The organism is Sphingopyxis sp. (assembly GCF_035998965.1).
Lineage (GTDB): Bacteria > Pseudomonadota > Alphaproteobacteria > Sphingomonadales > Sphingomonadaceae > Sphingopyxis.
Map to the genome: position 1 here is coordinate 13,487 of NZ_DASYHE010000059.1, position 13,766 is coordinate 27,252.

Here is a 13,766-nt window from a genome sequence, read left to right on the forward strand (position 1 = left end):
GCGGGGAGGGGCGTTACTCCTCGCCTTCGTCGCGTTTTGCTGCACCGACCTGCGCGTAAAGCCCACGCACCATCAGGTCGGTGAACACCAGCATCACCCCGATCATTCCCACCAGCAACGCGGCCGCGGCGACCGGGAACGGTCCGATGCTGTCGATGGCGCCGCGCCGCTCTGCCAGCGCGAGCGCCGCGGCCACCGCCATCAGGGCATAGCCGATCAGGCGCGGTGTGCGGTTCATGCGCGCGGCAAATAAGCGGTTGGGCGATTGTGGTGCATCACCAGCACGATGCCGTCAAAACCCTTCGGGGGCAAGCCGAAGGCTCGGCCATGGCTGGACCTTCGCTTACCGTCGAGCAAGGGGGACAAGATATGGGAAGCGGAATGACCATCGCCCCCCAATAGCCAAGCGCGCCTACCCCAGCCTCGCGTCCCGCGCCCGCGCCGTCATCGCCTCGACAAACCGCCGCACCGCGGGCAATCCCGCGCGCGCCGGTTCGAATACCAGATGAACCGGCAACGCGGGCGGCTGTTCGTTGGTCAGCAGCGCGATCAACCGCCCGGCGGCGAGCGCATCGGCCAGCTGGTAACTCAGCAGATTGGCGATCCCCAGCCCCGCCTCTGCCGCCGCCAATGCGCCATCGACGGTGTTAAGCACCAGCCGCGGCCGCGGATCGAGCCGCCAGCGGCCGCTTGCCAGCTGCCATTCCCCCGCCGCGCGCGGCCCCATCGTCCCGATCAGCTCATGCCCCGCCAGCTCCGCGACCGTTTGCGGTGCCCCGCGCCGCGCCAGATAGGCGGGGCTGGCGACCAGCATCTGGCGCACCCAGCCGATCCGCACCGCCTTTAGCGCCGAATCGGCCAGCGCGCCGATTCGCACCGCGACGTCGATCCCTTCCTCGACGATCCGCACATTGCGATCGATCAGCATCATCCGCACCATCAGCTCGCGATGCTGGGCCATCAGCGCGCCGACGACGGGCAGCACATGCAACCGCCCGAACATGACCGGCGCGGTGACATAAAGCTGGCCGCGCGGCTGGGCCGCTGCCCCGCGCAGCTCGCGCTCGGCGCCCGCCAGGTCGGCCAGGATGCGCCGCGCCTGTTCCAGAAACGCCGCCCCCGCATCGGTCAGCGCCACTGCGCGCGTCGAACGATGGAACAGCAGTGTCCCCAACCGCGCCTCGAGCGCCGCGATGCCGCGCGTCACGGCGGGGGGTGAACTGCCCAGCTTGCGCGCCGCCGCAGCGAACCCGCCCTCACTCGCCACCGCGACGAACATCTCCAGCGTCAGCAACCGGTCCATTGATTATTCCATTAATTGAAACAGAGTCATGCCATTCACGTGCGTTATCACATTTTGCGCAACGATCTATATCGGGGGCGGCGAACGAAGGCATGTCCCCTCTGCCTTCGTTCGTTCCCCGCGGACGGAGGTTTTATCATGGCGCGAAATTACCGGCACACGCTGTTCAGCGACGCGGTCAAGGCGTTGCAGGAACGCCATGGCTCGCGCGCGTCCTATCTGAAGATGGACGCGGGCGCCGACGGCACCCCCGACGCGCTAACCGCCAAGGAGCTGGATTATATCGCGCTGCGCGACAGCTTTTACATGGCCAGCGTCAACGGCGACGGCTGGCCCTATATGCAGCATCGCGGCGGCCCCGCGGGCTTCCTGCGCCATATCGACGGCAACCGCATCGGCTTCGCCGACTATCGCGGCAACAAACAATATATCAGCACCGCGAACCTCGCGGGCAACGACCGCGTCTCGCTGTTCCTGATGGATTATCCGAACAAGGACCGGCTGAAACTGGTCGGCCACGCGCACAGCGTCGAGCTTGCCGACGATCCCGAACTGGTGACGTCGCTGATGCCCGATGGGTATCGCGCCGTCCCCGAACGCGCCTTCCTGATCGACGTCATCGGCTGGGAATGGAATTGTTCGCAGCACATCACCCCGCGCTTTACCGAGGCCGAAATTTCCGCCGCGATCCAGCCGATGGCGGCCGAACTCAATCAATTACGCGCCGAAAACGCCGCGCTTCGCACCCAGCTTTCCGGAGCCTAACGATGATCCAGCTTTATGGCACCCCGCGGTCGGGCAATACCCACAAGGTCCGCATGGCACTCACCTTCCTCGACCTGCCGTGGGACGAGCGGCTGACCGACGCCGCCGCGCGCCAATCCGACGCCTTTGCCGCGATCACCCCGATGCGCCAGATCCCCGTCTATGTCGAAACCGACCGCACGCTGCGCGACAGTCAGGCGATCCTGACCTACCTCGCGGCGCGCCACCGCCCCGGCGACTGGGACGGCCGCACGCCCCAGGAACGCGGCGAGATTGCGCTGTGGCTGTCGCACGCCGCCAACGAAATCGCCAACGGCCCGGCCACGCTGCGCCTCGCCCGCCAGTTCGGCGCGACGATCGCCGAGGCGCAGGCGCAAGCGGTGACCGCGCGCTTCCTGCCGGTGATCGAGGCGCATCTGGCGCAGCATCGTTGGTTGGTCGGCGACCGGCTGACCATCGCCGACCTTTCCGCGAGCCCCTATCTGGCTTTAGTGGCCGAAGCCGACATCGACCTTGCCGACTGGCCGGCAATCGGCGAATGGACCGATCGGATCGCCGCACTGCCCGGCTTTCCCGCGATGCCGGGCTGGCCCGCGCATATCGCCAGCTGAGGAGCCGACCGATGCCATATGTGAACATCAAGATTACCCGTGAAGGCGCGACGCCCGCGCAAAAGGCCGAACTGATCGGCGGCGTCACCGAATTGCTCCAACGAATCCTCGGCAAAAACCCCGCGACCACGGTGGTGACGATCGACGAGGTTGACCTCGACAATTGGGGCATCGGCGGCTTGCCGGTCGCCGAATTTCGCGCCGCGCAAGCGGCGAAGGCACCGCCGCAATGACCAGCAGCAACGCCCCGACCTTTGCGATCATCATGCTGCTCACCGGCATCGGTATCCCGATCCTCGCGGCCTTGAACGGCGGTCTTGGCGGGCGGCTCGGAAGCCCGATGGCGGCGTCGATGATCCTGTTCGGCCTCGCCTTCCTGATCGCCACCACCGGCGCGCTCGCGACCGGGTCGGTCGGCCAGATCCGCTTTTCGTCCGACATCCCGTTCCACTTCTATTTCGGCGGGCTGTTCGTCGCATTCTACGTGATTTCGGTAACCTTCATCGCGCCCAAATTCGGGGTCGGTAACGCGATCTTTTTCGTCCTCGTCGGCCAGCTGATCAGCGCCGCAGTGATCGACCATTACGCGCTGTTCGGATCGATGCGCTTCCCGGTCGATGCCAAACGCCTCGCGGGCATCGCGCTGATGGTCGCCGGGGTCTGGCTGGCGCGGCGGACGGGTTAGCGGCGGCGAAAGGTCCATCGCATCGGCTTTGACCCGTCGATCCGCGAAATCGTCGCGGTCAGTGTGTCGCCGTCGCGGACATAATGGATGCGCTGCGGATAGTCATGCGCCGCATTTTCGAACGTCGCGCTCGTCGTATCATGGCGCACCAACCGAAACGCCACGGACGCTCCGCCCTGTGGCTGCGCGATATAGGCGAGCGTCCCGTCGGCGCCCGCTGCGATCCGTAAAAACTCAAACTCGCGCATGACATCGCCGCGCCCCGTGCGGCTATGGCCCAGCATCCCCCCGCCGCGCGGCGGCGTCCAGCTTTCCTCGGTCCAGCGATCGCCCGTCTCGCTCGCCCACTGCCCCGCCAGCCATGCCAGATCATCGGCCGCCACCGCCGGGCTGGCTGCGGCCAGCACCATGCTCAGCCCCGCGGTCACCCAATATGTCATCCCACCCCCCGATCCTGCCACGGCGCGCACCGCCACGGCAGGATCAGGATAGCGCAGCGCTGCCGCGCTTAAAAGCGCGCGACAACCTGCACCCCGTACAGCCGCGGCACGTCGATGGCGCGCTGTTCGATTTTTTGCGCGGTGACGACGATATCGCCGCCGCGTCGCGGCTATTGCGCTTTCGCGGCGGCGAAATCATGCACCGCCAGCCCCGGCCGACGGGTGTCATACGCCTTTTGCAGGATACAGGCGCCACCCTCTTTGGCGCAGAGTTTCCGCGCCGCTTCTGCTGCGCGCTTGGCGTTGCGTTCGGGCAGGCCGTTCGGAACGCCCCTGTCGGTGTAGGTCTGGATCACGCCGTTGCCGGTGACGCCCCAATAGGCGCAGGTCAGGCCGGGGTTGGCCCGCTCGCACGCCGCGACCGCCGCGCCGGTGGCGGCCGCCAGGGTCGGGTGTCCGGTCGCGATCCATGCGCGCACCGATGCCGTCTTGGGCGCGCGCTTGTCCTCGACCCAGGCAGCCGCGCCGTACAATTTGCGCGCCTTCGCCAGATCGGGCGTCGCCCGCTGTTTGCCCGCGCCATAGGTGCCGACGATTTCGCATGGCAGCGGCTGTTCGCGGCCGCAATTGGCCAGCGCCGCAGCCTTGGCTGCCCCGCCGTTCACACCCCAACCGCCGTACAGAAACCCGTTCCAGTCGCGCGCGATCGCGGTTGTCGAGTTGGCCCATTCGCCGAACGACACGCACCCCGATCCCATCGCCCGCTGACACGCCGCCAGCGCCTTTTCCTGGGCGCCGCGCGGGCCGTCGAAATTCCCCTCCATCCACACGTCATCGACATCGGGGTGCCCCGCAATCGAGGCATATTGATTGACGATACGCGGCGCCGCGGGGGGCGCCGCCGGACCATTGTTGCGGGGGACGCACATCAGCCCCTTGCCGAGTCCCCCCCCAAGGTCGACCTCGCCGACCACCTGGTCGTTCGGGCCGGGCGACGGGCAGGGATATTGTGCCGCGGCGGGCAGGGCGATCCCGGCAAGCGCGAGCAGCGCGGTGATGATGAGCAGCGCCGGTCGGACAGCGAGCAACCGGCGCACAAACATATCGAGGTTCATCATATCTCCAGCGGCGGGTTGGCGATGTCGTCGACCAGTTCCCAGCAACTTTCGGTAGGGAAAAACAGCAGATACCCGCCCGACCCGGTTTCCTGCACCAGATCGCCCAGCCCCTCTTGCAGATCTTCGGGCGGCGGGGTCAGGTTCATCTCGAAAATTCCCGGCAGCCAGTCGATCCGGACGCGGTTATCGCCCGACTGGTTGAACTCGATCTGGACATAGCGCAGATCCTTTGCATCGCCGCCGTTCATGTCGAATTTCATCGCCGTTTCGGCGGTCACGAAGAAATAATCGATCGTCGCCAGCGGATAATGATTCTGATCGAGGTAGCGGCGCTTGTCGATCTTGCGCGCCTTGCCGGTCTCGCCAAAGCCGACCTTGGCGGCGGTATATTTTTCGCGCACCGCCCACGATCCGGTAAACGCCTGGAAAAAGCCCTTGAAATCGTTGTTGCGGCACGCGCCGTCCGCCATCTCGAGCCGCAGCCGGTCGCTTTCGGTCATCTGGCGCACCGGCCGATCATCGGCGCCGTCGGTACCGGCGGTGTTGGGCGCGCGGGCCGCGGCGGGCTTGGCCGCCGTATCGACCGCGGCGGCGCTGCCCGCCGCATCGCTGGGTTCGCTGCCACAGGCCGCCACTCCGGCCAGCAGCAACGCAGCCACCGCCATCCTGCCATGTCGCGTCACGCTCCATCTCGTCATCGGCTTCGGTTCCTCATCAAGGGGGTCGCCCCCACGCTTCTTTCCTATACCAGCGGCATCCCGCCCAAAGCGAAGATGGTGCACCGGTACATCACATCATTGGTTGGCCATCCATGTGCCTGATAAAAATCACTTATGAAAATGACCTTGCTCACAGGCGGCGCAATCGCCGGACTCGCCCTCTCTCTGACGGCTCTGGGGACCGCGATACCCCCGGCCCGCGCCCAGGACGGGGTCGAGGCGCGGACGCTGCTCGCGATGAAACCGGCCACCATCGTCAGCGCGCTTGGCGAACTGGGCCATCAGGTCCGGCTGGTCGGCGGCGATCCCGTCCGGATCGACGCCGCCGACACCACCTATTCACTGTTCCTGGCGCAGTGCGACCCCAGCGGCTGCGGGTTGCTGCAATTCCGCTCGTGTATCGCGGCGCCCAAGGGGTCCGCCGATCTCGCCGAGCGTTGGAACAGCACCAATATGTACGGCCGCGCCTCGCGCCAGGCCCCGGGTTTGATGTGCATCGACTCGACCCTCTACGCCGCCGACCGCCGCATCTCGCTCGCCTCGCTCCGCTCGCACATCGAAGGGATGCGGACCCTGATGCCCCATGCGCAGGAATTTTTCCTCAAAGGATGATCTGATGCTGTCGCGTTTTGGTTTTGGCGCCGTACTCTTGCTCGCCGCGGCCCTGCTATGGATGCCGTGTCCGGCCGCGGCGCAAAATTATCCCTGCCCCGGCGGTCCCGGCCCCGGCGAGGTCCAGGTCGGCGTATCGGGCGGCAGCCACGGCGTCGCCGCGGTGCCGATCTGCGCCCCGGCGGGGGGTGGCGGCGGCGGCGTTTCGGCGCCGAGCTACAGCTATGGCGCGATCGCCCTCCATCCCGATGTCGACGATGTGTGGATGTTCGGCAACTGGACCGGGCCGAACGCCGCCGAGCAGGAGGCGCTCGCCGCGTGCAATCAGGCGATGGGAGGCGGCTGCATCTCGATCGGCGAATGGCACAATTCGTCGATGTCGATCATCCGCGATGGGCAAGGTAACCGCTATGCCGGATGGAACGGCCAGGGCGGCAGGATGCGCAAAAAATTGCTGGCCGACTGCAAAGCGATCCAGATGCTGCCGTGCGAAGTGGTGGGCAGCTTCAGCTCCAGCAAGCGCCGCCATACGCCCAACCTTGCCACCGCGCGCAAGGCCTATGCCGCCGCCGCGTGGGTCCGCGGCGAAGGCTATAACGGCCGTCTCTACATTGCCGCTGCGCATCGGACGATGGCGGACGCAAAGGCGGCGGCGGCGGCGGCCTGCGCCAAGGCGACGGGCCGGAACTGCGAGGTTGCGTTGGCCGTCGCGAATGGCGTCCTGATGACCTTTCGGCTCGGCTACCCCGGGCGCAGCGATACGTCGGTGATTGCCGAGCGCACCGTCAAACGCGCGAAGCAGGCCGCCGAGATCGACTGCAAAAATCGCAAGGCGCGGTGCGCGATGCAGATCGCCTATGACAGCCGGACCCCCGGTGTCACGGTCCATGATTTTGACGCGGTGGCGGAATCCCGATGAAACTATTTCTCGGTCTTGCGACGCTCGTTCTTCCGGCCACTTTGGTTGCCGCAGCCTTTATTCTCCCCGGCACCGCAGCGGCGCAGCAACGCTGTCACGGCGGTCCTCTCCCCAATCAGATAATCATCGGCTATGCGCAAGACGGCACCCCGCTTTGCGCTCCCAACCCGAACGCAGGCGCACCGCCCCCCACGCCGCGCCCCGTCGTAAACACCTTTGCGGCGATCGCTTGGCACCCCGATGCCGACGACGTCTGGCTGTCGGGCAATTACGACGGCCCGAACGCCGCGCCCGGTGACGCGCTCGCCGCCTGCAACCGCGACATGGGCGGCGGCTGCACCTCGATCGGCGAGTGGCACAATTCATCGATGGCGATCATCCGCAACCGCTACGGCGAGCTCTTCAGCGCTTGGGCGGGCGACGGCGGCCGGACGCGCAAACAGGTGCTCGCCGACTGCAGCGCCAAGCAACCGCTGCCGTGCGAGGTCGTCGGCACCTTTGCGTCGGGCAAGCGCGACCATCGGCCCAACCTCGCCACCGCGCGCAAACTTTATGCCGCGGTCGCGTGGGTCAAAGGGACCGACGGCTATGACAACCGCCTCTACATCGCGCGCGGCCACCCCCGCCTCGCCGATGCCGAGCGCGAGGCGCTGGCCGCCTGCACCAAAGGCGCGGGCCGCCCCTGCGACCTCCTCGCCTATGTCGGCAACGGCTTTATCCAGACCTTCTGGACCGGCACCCAGGGCAATAGCGCGACCCCCGAAACCAGCGCCAAACGCGCGGCACAGGCGGCCGAGGCCCGGTGCAAACTGTTGAAACAACCGTGCCGACTGCAAGCCGCCTACGACAGCCGTACCCCCGGCCTCGTCGTCCATGACTTTCTCGCCGCGAGCCGCTGATGACTAGCTCAGTCCGTTCCGCGCTGACCGCCGCCGCGCTGCTCACCGCCGCCTGGGCTGCGCCCGCCACGGCCCAGCATCTGAGCTGCCCGCCAGGCAGTTTCCCAGGCCAGCAAACCCCCGGAACCGAAAATTCGGGGCTATATATTACCAATTGCATTCCTGATCCCAACTATCGAGGCGAGGGCACCTCTCGCGGCCAGCCGATTGAGGCATGGCGCCGCATCCTGCCGCCGCTCACCCGTCCGCCAAAGGGCTGGCAGCCACTGTGGCTCGCGTTTCGCGAATATAAGGACCGGCGCACCAGAGAGTCGCACTATATCGCTGTCGCCGGTTATGCGACCCATGCCGAGGCGATGCAGGCCTATGAAGCCGAGTGCGAACGCGTCAATGGCCCGCACACCAGCATCGGCTCATGCAAGGGGTGGGGCGCGTCGCAATATGCCTATTTTGCGATCCTGCGCCGGGCGGACAGGGAATACACCATCGGCTACGGCAATTCGCCCGAGGAGACGGTGAGCCTTGGCTCGCTCTGCGATTTCTACGCCCGGCAGGCGCGCGAACTCGGCCGCACCGAATTGTTGAGCCAGCCCTGCGCGTTGGAAATCATCGGCATCTATCGCAACGCCATCGTTCCCGAACCGAAGCGGAAGCGCAAACGCTAGAGCCTCGTGCGTTAAATCTGGGCGATCCGCACACCCGTTCGTGCTGAGCACCGTTCTTCGTCGCGCCGCGGCGGGAGGGTCGGTGTGTCACCTGGAATAAGCGATTCGCGTTCCGGATACCCGCAGCGCGGCGGCACATGGCCGACATCCGCGCGCCCAAAGGCCGCAGGTGACCGTGAAGCGGATATAATGACCCGGGTCTCTGGAGCGGTTTTCATCGGCTGACAGCCGCGGATATAGAAAACAGGCTCCGGATCAAAATAATAAAAATATCGTAAATAAGATAAGTTTCCCCCCAAAAAAAATGACTGAGGAGGCCGTGTGACTGTTTCAATAAAGGATCTGATCGAAGAATCTCTGAGCCATCGGGCTGTAAATCATCCTTACTTGGCCGCGCTGGGCGCCGATGACCTGCCCGACCCCGATTGGGCTTTGCGCGACTTTGCCGAACATTATTACGGCTATTCGCTGCATTTCCCGCGCTACCTCACCACGGTGATTTCCAAACTGGAAGTCCCCGCCCATCGTCACAGCCTGCTCCAGAATCTGACCGAGGAATCGGGCATTTACGATGATGAGGAATATGCCGAACTGGCCGCGGTCGGGGTCGAGCGCGAATGGATCGAAGGCATTCCGCATCCGCAACTGTTCCGCCGCTTTCGCGAAGCGACCGGCATCACCGCCCCCTATGTGCCAGAGGATGACGCGATCGAGCTGGTGTGCTGGCGCGAATCCTTCCTGACCACGCTGACCCATGGCTCGGCGGCCGAAGCCTTGGGCGCGCTCGGTCTTGGCACCGAAAATATCGTCAGCACGATCTACGTCCCCTTCGCCAACGCGCTCGCCCGCACCGACCTGCACCCGCGCGACACGGTGTTTTTCCCGCTGCATACCGCGGTCGACGACCATCATCAGGAAGCGCTCGAGGAAATCTCGCTGGCCTTTGCCGCCACCCCGACCGGCAAGGGCGATCTGCGCCGCGGGATGATCAAGGCGCTGTCGCTGCGCTCGTCCTTTTGGGACTGGCTTTATGAACGCGCTCTGGCGCGCGCCGAGCGTCCGGCCATGGCGATGGCCTTTTGACCGTCACCGCGCGGGGCCGGGGCGATGCGTCGCCCCGGCCCCGCGCGCCAATTGGGAAACACCCGGATGAACCCCGATCTGCTGACCCTCATCACCAACATCGAAGCGCGCCGCCCGCTCGCTCCCGACGCGCCGGTCAGCGCGTTTCGCGCCGACCCGGCTGCCAGCCACCGCGAAATCTATCGCAACCGCAACGACAAGCTCGGCATCGACTTTACCGTGGATGTCCTCGATTTTCCCGGCACCCAGGCGTTCGATGCGCGCGTCGTGCGGATTGCGGCGGACCGCAACAACGAGCTCCACAAGCACGCGCATGAATCCTTGTTCTACATCATCAGCGGCACCGCCGAGGTGCGCATCGGCGACGCGTCGCTGACGCTGAACGCCGGCGGGCTCGCCTTCGTCCCGCGCTGGGTGTTTCACCAGTCGAAAAACCTGTCACAGACCGACGAGCTGGTGATCCTGGCGATCACCGATTTCGGGCTGACCAAGGCGGTGCTTGGCGATTATGACAAGCGCACCCGGCTGGCGGCGGGCGGCACCGATGTGCTGGATCATGCCTGATTCAGCCCGCACGGCGCAGCGAGGTCCGAGGTCAGGGGTCAGGCGGTCGTGCCGGTCAGTCCCAACCGCCGCCGGATGCGGCTGAGCGCCACCGGCGTGATTCCGATATAGCGGGCGATGTCGGCCTGGTGCAGCCGCGCCGCCAACCCGCCGTCCACGGCACAGAAATCGCGATAGCGCTGCTCGGCACTGCGGCACAGCAGCGCCTCCTCGCGCCGTTGCTTGCGCGCCTGTAACCATGCCGCAAAGCGCGCGAAATCGACCGGCAGGTCGCGGTCGGCGGCCAAGCTGCGGTCTAGCCACGTCAGCGGTATTGCTGCGACGCGGCAGGGTTCCAGACAGGTCGCACCAAAGCGGGCGACGCCGTCCACCGCCAGGTCGCCGCTGGCCGTGAACAGCCCGCGGTCGGCAATGAAGCTTTTGACCCAATCCTCGCCCGCCGCGGTCAGATAGTGTAGCTTGACCAGCCCGCTCTCCAGCATCCACAGCCGCGTCGACGGGTCCCCGGCTGCAAACAACATGGTCCCCGCATCCTGGTCGCGCGCATGCCAAACCCCATCGGCGCGGGCGAGCGCCCGCAACCGGTCGGCCAGCGCGGCAGGATCGAAAACGGCTGTCGATGAACCCAAGTCAATGCCCCATGCCGCCGGGCGTGGCACAGCGCCCCGACCGATCCCATGCCATGGAGGTATAATGTCGCAGCTGTTGTCGCAACCGGGCACCGTCCTCATCACCGGCACCACCTCGGGAATCGGCGCCGCGCTCGCCGCGCAGCTGCTCGGCGCCGGGCACCGCGTGATCGCGGTGTCGCGCCGCGCCGGCGAAGGTGCGCCCGCGCCCGACGTCACCGCTTATGCCTGCGATCTCGCCGATCCGCAGGCGACCGAGGCCTGCTTTGCGCGCATCGCGGCCAATCACCCCGACATCGCGCTGGTCATCAACAACGCCGCGATCCAGCTCGCCATGCGCCTCGACGATCCCGGGCTCGACGCCGTAGCGCTGCAACGCGAGGTGGCGGTCAACCTGCTCGCTCCGGCGATCATTGCCCGCGCGCTACTGCCCGTACTGCGTGCGCGTGCCGAGCCGACGGCTATCGTCAACATCTCGTCGGGCCTCGCCTTCCATCCCAAGACCACGACCGTGCTCTATTCCGCCAGCAAGGCGGCGCTGCACAGCCTGACCCGGTCGCTCCGCTATCAGGTCGAAGGCACGCCGGTGCGGGTGATCGAGGCGATCCTGCCCCTCGTCGACACCCCGATGACCGCCGGGCGCGGCAGCGGCAAGATCGGCGCCGATGCCGCGGCGCGGGCGATCATCGCCGGTATCAAGCGCGGCCAGGACGACATCTATGTCGGCAAGGCGCGCCTGCTGCCCTTGCTGGGCCGCATCGCCCCCGCTATTCCCGCCGCGATGCTGAAACGCGCATGAAAGACCTGCTCCGCGTCGCGCTCGTCCTCGCGCTGATCTTCGCCTCGACCTTCGTCATCATCCAGGGCACCGGGCTGGTTACCGAGGAGGGCGTGCGCGCCTTTCTGGCCGATGCCCATGCGATCCATCCCGGCTGGTTCGTCCTGCTCGTCATCCTGCTGCTCGTCGTCGATTTGCTGATCGCGGTGCCGACGATGGCGACGATCCTGCTTGCGGGTTATATTCTCGGCCCCATCGTCGGCGGCGCCGCAGCGGCCACGGGGCTGATGCTCCTCGGCACCCTCGGCTATGGCCTCGGCTTCCGCTTCGGCCGCCCGATCCTGGCGCGGCTGTTCGGCGACGATACGCGCCTTGCGGGGATCGAGGCCGCCTTTGCCCGCAACGACCTGCTCGTGCTGTTCACTTGCCAGGCGCTGCCGATCCTCCCTGAACTCAGCTGCACCCTCGCCGGGGTCGCGCGGATGCGCTTTGCCCGCTTTCTCCTCGGCTATGGTGTCGGCGTCGTCCCCTTTGCCTTCATCGTCGCCTGGGGCGGGTCGGCCAGCACCGCCGCCGACCCCTCACCCGCGATCTACACCGCCATCGGGGTCAGCGCCGCGCTGCTCATCGCGTGGCGCGCGCTCCGCCGCCGGACGGCATAGACAGCCGCGACCATTGCCCCTATCATCGCGCCATCCCCGGGGAGCCGCGCGCGTGATCGCCGGTTGAGAGCGGAATAGACCGCGACCCGTTGAACCTGATCCGGATAATACCGGCGGAGGGAGGGTCGGTATTCCACGTCAGGAATCCCCATTCTCGCTCCGAAACCAACGGAGCGACTGCACATGGCCGACATCGATTCCCGCCTCGACAAAGCGCAAGCCCAGCCCATCGGTGTCACCACCGGCCCGATCCGCGGCAGCCGCAAGATCCACGTCGCGACCCAGACCGGCAGCGGCATCCGCGTCGCGATGCGCGAAATCCTGCTCGAACCCTCGTCGGGCGAGCCTCCCGTCCGCGTCTACGACACCAGCGGCCCCTACACCGACGTCGACGCGGTCATCGACATCAACGCCGGCCTCCCCGAAATCCGCCGCGACTGGATCCGCGGCCGCGGCGACGTCGAAGAGGTCACCCAGCGCGAGGTGAAGCCCGAGGACAACGGCCAGCTCGGCCCCGACCGCAGCGGCGGCGTCCCCGCCTTCCCCAACGTCCGCCGCCAAGTGCTCCGCGCCAAGCCCGGCGCGAACGTCAGCCAGATGCACTATGCCCGCCGCGGCATCATCACGCCCGAGATGGAATATGTCGCCGAGCGCGAAAATCTAGGCCGCGCCCGCCTGTCCGAATATAAGCGCGACGGCGAAAGCTTCGGCGCCAGCATCCCCGATTACGTCACCCCCGAATTCGTCCGCGACGAGGTCGCGCGTGGCCGCGCGATCATCCCCAGCAACATCAACCACCCCGAATCCGAACCGATGGCGATCGGCCGCAACTTCCTCGTCAAGATCAACGCCAATATCGGCAACAGCGCGGTCGCATCCGACGTCGCGGCCGAGGTCGACAAGATGGTCTGGTCGATCCGCTGGGGCGCCGACACCGTCATGGACCTGTCGACCGGGCGCAACATCCACGACACGCGCGAATGGATCATCCGCAACGCGCCCGTCCCGATCGGCACCGTCCCCATCTATCAGGCGCTCGAAAAGGTCGGCGGCATTGCCGAGGATCTGACCTGGGAAATCTTTGCCGATACGCTGATCGAACAGGCCGAACAGGGCGTCGACTATTTCACCATCCATGCCGGCGTCCGCCTGCCCTACGTCCCCCTCGCGGCGAAGCGCATGACCGGCATCGTGTCGCGCGGCGGCAGCATCATGGCGAAATGGTGCCTCGCGCATCACAAGGAAAGCTTCCTCTACGAACGCTTCGACGAGATTACCGAGATCATGAAGGCCTATGACGTCGCCTACAGCCTC

Annotated in this window: 19 protein-coding genes and 1 riboswitch; of the genes, 13 read left to right on the plus strand and 6 right to left on the minus strand. The window is 66.4% G+C overall.

The window, feature by feature from the left end:
• Positions 1-13: 13 nt before the first annotated feature.
• A complete protein-coding gene (locus VGN68_RS10700) occupies positions 14-238 on the minus strand; it encodes a hypothetical protein (RefSeq protein WP_327476469.1) in 225 nt (74 codons plus the stop codon).
• 174 nt (positions 239-412) lie between these two features.
• Entirely contained in the window at positions 413-1,303 is an 891-nt protein-coding gene (locus VGN68_RS10705) for a LysR family transcriptional regulator (protein WP_327476471.1), read from the minus strand.
• Between the two features lie 138 nt (positions 1,304-1,441).
• On the opposite strand from VGN68_RS10705, the gene VGN68_RS10710 reads away from it, so the two are divergent.
• From VGN68_RS10710 to VGN68_RS10725, 4 genes are read left to right on the plus strand one after another with little or no spacing between them, the layout of a single operon-like run.
• Positions 1,442-2,068 carry a pyridoxamine 5'-phosphate oxidase family protein gene (locus VGN68_RS10710; protein WP_327476473.1) on the plus strand — a complete coding sequence of 209 codons (627 nt, stop codon included), beginning with the start codon at positions 1,442-1,444 and terminating at the stop codon, positions 2,066-2,068.
• A 2-nt stretch (positions 2,069-2,070) separates the two neighbouring features.
• Complete coding sequence (locus VGN68_RS10715; RefSeq protein ID WP_327476475.1) at positions 2,071-2,679, plus strand: glutathione S-transferase family protein; 609 nt, start codon at positions 2,071-2,073, stop codon at positions 2,677-2,679.
• An 11-nt stretch (positions 2,680-2,690) separates the two neighbouring features.
• The gene (locus VGN68_RS10720) at positions 2,691-2,912 is read left to right on the plus strand and encodes a 4-oxalocrotonate tautomerase family protein (protein ID WP_327476477.1); all 222 of its coding nucleotides are present in this window, start codon (positions 2,691-2,693) and stop codon (positions 2,910-2,912) included.
• Positions 2,909-3,364 carry a DMT family transporter gene (locus VGN68_RS10725; protein WP_327476479.1) on the plus strand — a complete coding sequence of 152 codons (456 nt, stop codon included), beginning with the start codon at positions 2,909-2,911 and terminating at the stop codon, positions 3,362-3,364. Before VGN68_RS10720 ends, VGN68_RS10725 begins: the two co-directional genes overlap by 4 nt.
• On the opposite strand, the gene VGN68_RS10730 is transcribed toward VGN68_RS10725, so the two are convergent.
• The 3 genes from VGN68_RS10730 to VGN68_RS10740 form a co-directional block, all read right to left on the minus strand.
• Positions 3,361-3,804, minus strand: a complete 444-nt coding sequence (locus VGN68_RS10730; RefSeq protein WP_327476481.1) for a DUF6265 family protein — start codon at positions 3,802-3,804, stop codon at positions 3,361-3,363. The two genes, VGN68_RS10725 and VGN68_RS10730, sit on opposite strands and share 4 nt — an antisense overlap.
• Before the next feature lie 170 nt (positions 3,805-3,974).
• Positions 3,975-4,919, minus strand: coding sequence for a DUF4189 domain-containing protein (locus tag VGN68_RS10735; RefSeq protein ID WP_327476483.1), 945 nt, complete (start codon positions 4,917-4,919; stop codon positions 3,975-3,977).
• A complete protein-coding gene (locus VGN68_RS10740) occupies positions 4,919-5,620 on the minus strand; it encodes a hypothetical protein (protein WP_327476485.1) in 702 nt (233 codons plus the stop codon). Before VGN68_RS10740 ends, VGN68_RS10735 begins: the two co-directional genes overlap by 1 nt.
• A gap of 141 nt (positions 5,621-5,761) precedes the next feature.
• On the opposite strand from VGN68_RS10740, the gene VGN68_RS10745 reads away from it, so the two are divergent.
• From VGN68_RS10745 to VGN68_RS10770, 6 genes are all read left to right on the plus strand, one after another.
• Positions 5,762-6,253, plus strand: a complete 492-nt coding sequence (locus tag VGN68_RS10745) for a hypothetical protein (protein WP_327476486.1) — start codon at positions 5,762-5,764, stop codon at positions 6,251-6,253.
• Positions 6,254-6,257: 4 nt separating this feature from the next.
• Positions 6,258-7,172, plus strand: a complete 915-nt coding sequence (locus VGN68_RS10750; protein WP_327476488.1) for a DUF4189 domain-containing protein — start codon at positions 6,258-6,260, stop codon at positions 7,170-7,172.
• Complete coding sequence (locus VGN68_RS10755) at positions 7,169-8,071, plus strand: DUF4189 domain-containing protein (protein ID WP_327476490.1); 903 nt, start codon at positions 7,169-7,171, stop codon at positions 8,069-8,071. Before VGN68_RS10750 ends, VGN68_RS10755 begins: the two co-directional genes overlap by 4 nt.
• Entirely contained in the window at positions 8,071-8,736 is a 666-nt protein-coding gene (locus VGN68_RS10760; protein WP_327476492.1) for a hypothetical protein, read from the plus strand. Before VGN68_RS10755 ends, VGN68_RS10760 begins: the two co-directional genes overlap by 1 nt.
• Before the next feature lie 387 nt (positions 8,737-9,123).
• Positions 9,124-9,819, plus strand: a complete 696-nt coding sequence (locus tag VGN68_RS10765; protein WP_327476494.1) for an iron-containing redox enzyme family protein — start codon at positions 9,124-9,126, stop codon at positions 9,817-9,819.
• Between the two features lie 66 nt (positions 9,820-9,885).
• Entirely contained in the window at positions 9,886-10,383 is a 498-nt protein-coding gene (locus tag VGN68_RS10770; RefSeq protein ID WP_327476496.1) for a cupin domain-containing protein, read from the plus strand.
• Between the two features lie 38 nt (positions 10,384-10,421).
• Here the strand turns inward: VGN68_RS10770 and VGN68_RS10775 are convergent, their stop codons facing one another.
• On the minus strand, positions 10,422-11,012 hold the full coding sequence (locus VGN68_RS10775; RefSeq protein ID WP_327476498.1) for a Crp/Fnr family transcriptional regulator: 591 nt from the start codon (positions 11,010-11,012) through the stop codon (positions 10,422-10,424).
• Positions 11,013-11,076: 64 nt separating this feature from the next.
• Here VGN68_RS10775 and VGN68_RS10780 point away from each other — a divergent pair, with 64 nt between their 5' ends.
• The 3 genes from VGN68_RS10780 to VGN68_RS10790 form a co-directional block, all read left to right on the plus strand.
• Complete coding sequence (locus VGN68_RS10780) at positions 11,077-11,811, plus strand: SDR family NAD(P)-dependent oxidoreductase (protein WP_327476500.1); 735 nt, start codon at positions 11,077-11,079, stop codon at positions 11,809-11,811.
• A complete protein-coding gene (locus VGN68_RS10785; protein WP_327476502.1) occupies positions 11,808-12,452 on the plus strand; it encodes a VTT domain-containing protein in 645 nt (214 codons plus the stop codon). The genes VGN68_RS10780 and VGN68_RS10785 overlap by 4 nt, the downstream gene beginning before the upstream one ends.
• Before the next feature lie 27 nt (positions 12,453-12,479).
• Positions 12,480-12,591, plus strand: a riboswitch (TPP riboswitch).
• A gap of 44 nt (positions 12,592-12,635) precedes the next feature.
• A partial coding sequence (locus VGN68_RS10790; RefSeq protein WP_327476504.1) for a phosphomethylpyrimidine synthase ThiC occupies positions 12,636-13,766 on the plus strand: 1,131 nt, incomplete at its 3' end.

Coding starts and splice junctions, on each gene's coding strand:
- VGN68_RS10700 (WP_327476469.1), bottom strand. CDS start 238: ATGAACCGCACACCGCGCCTGATCGGCTATGCCCTGATGGCGGTGGCC.
- VGN68_RS10705 (WP_327476471.1), bottom strand. CDS start 1,303: ATGGACCGGTTGCTGACGCTGGAGATGTTCGTCGCGGTGGCGAGTGAG.
- VGN68_RS10710 (WP_327476473.1), top strand. CDS start 1,442: ATGGCGCGAAATTACCGGCACACGCTGTTCAGCGACGCGGTCAAGGCG.
- VGN68_RS10715 (WP_327476475.1), top strand. CDS start 2,071: ATGATCCAGCTTTATGGCACCCCGCGGTCGGGCAATACCCACAAGGTC.
- VGN68_RS10720 (WP_327476477.1), top strand. CDS start 2,691: ATGCCATATGTGAACATCAAGATTACCCGTGAAGGCGCGACGCCCGCG.
- VGN68_RS10725 (WP_327476479.1), top strand. CDS start 2,909: ATGACCAGCAGCAACGCCCCGACCTTTGCGATCATCATGCTGCTCACC.
- VGN68_RS10730 (WP_327476481.1), bottom strand. CDS start 3,804: ATGACATATTGGGTGACCGCGGGGCTGAGCATGGTGCTGGCCGCAGCC.
- VGN68_RS10735 (WP_327476483.1), bottom strand. CDS start 4,919: ATGAACCTCGATATGTTTGTGCGCCGGTTGCTCGCTGTCCGACCGGCG.
- VGN68_RS10740 (WP_327476485.1), bottom strand. CDS start 5,620: ATGACGAGATGGAGCGTGACGCGACATGGCAGGATGGCGGTGGCTGCG.
- VGN68_RS10745 (WP_327476486.1), top strand. CDS start 5,762: ATGACCTTGCTCACAGGCGGCGCAATCGCCGGACTCGCCCTCTCTCTG.
- VGN68_RS10750 (WP_327476488.1), top strand. CDS start 6,258: ATGCTGTCGCGTTTTGGTTTTGGCGCCGTACTCTTGCTCGCCGCGGCC.
- VGN68_RS10755 (WP_327476490.1), top strand. CDS start 7,169: ATGAAACTATTTCTCGGTCTTGCGACGCTCGTTCTTCCGGCCACTTTG.
- VGN68_RS10760 (WP_327476492.1), top strand. CDS start 8,071: ATGACTAGCTCAGTCCGTTCCGCGCTGACCGCCGCCGCGCTGCTCACC.
- VGN68_RS10770 (WP_327476496.1), top strand. CDS start 9,886: ATGAACCCCGATCTGCTGACCCTCATCACCAACATCGAAGCGCGCCGC.
- VGN68_RS10780 (WP_327476500.1), top strand. CDS start 11,077: ATGTCGCAGCTGTTGTCGCAACCGGGCACCGTCCTCATCACCGGCACC.
- VGN68_RS10785 (WP_327476502.1), top strand. CDS start 11,808: ATGAAAGACCTGCTCCGCGTCGCGCTCGTCCTCGCGCTGATCTTCGCC.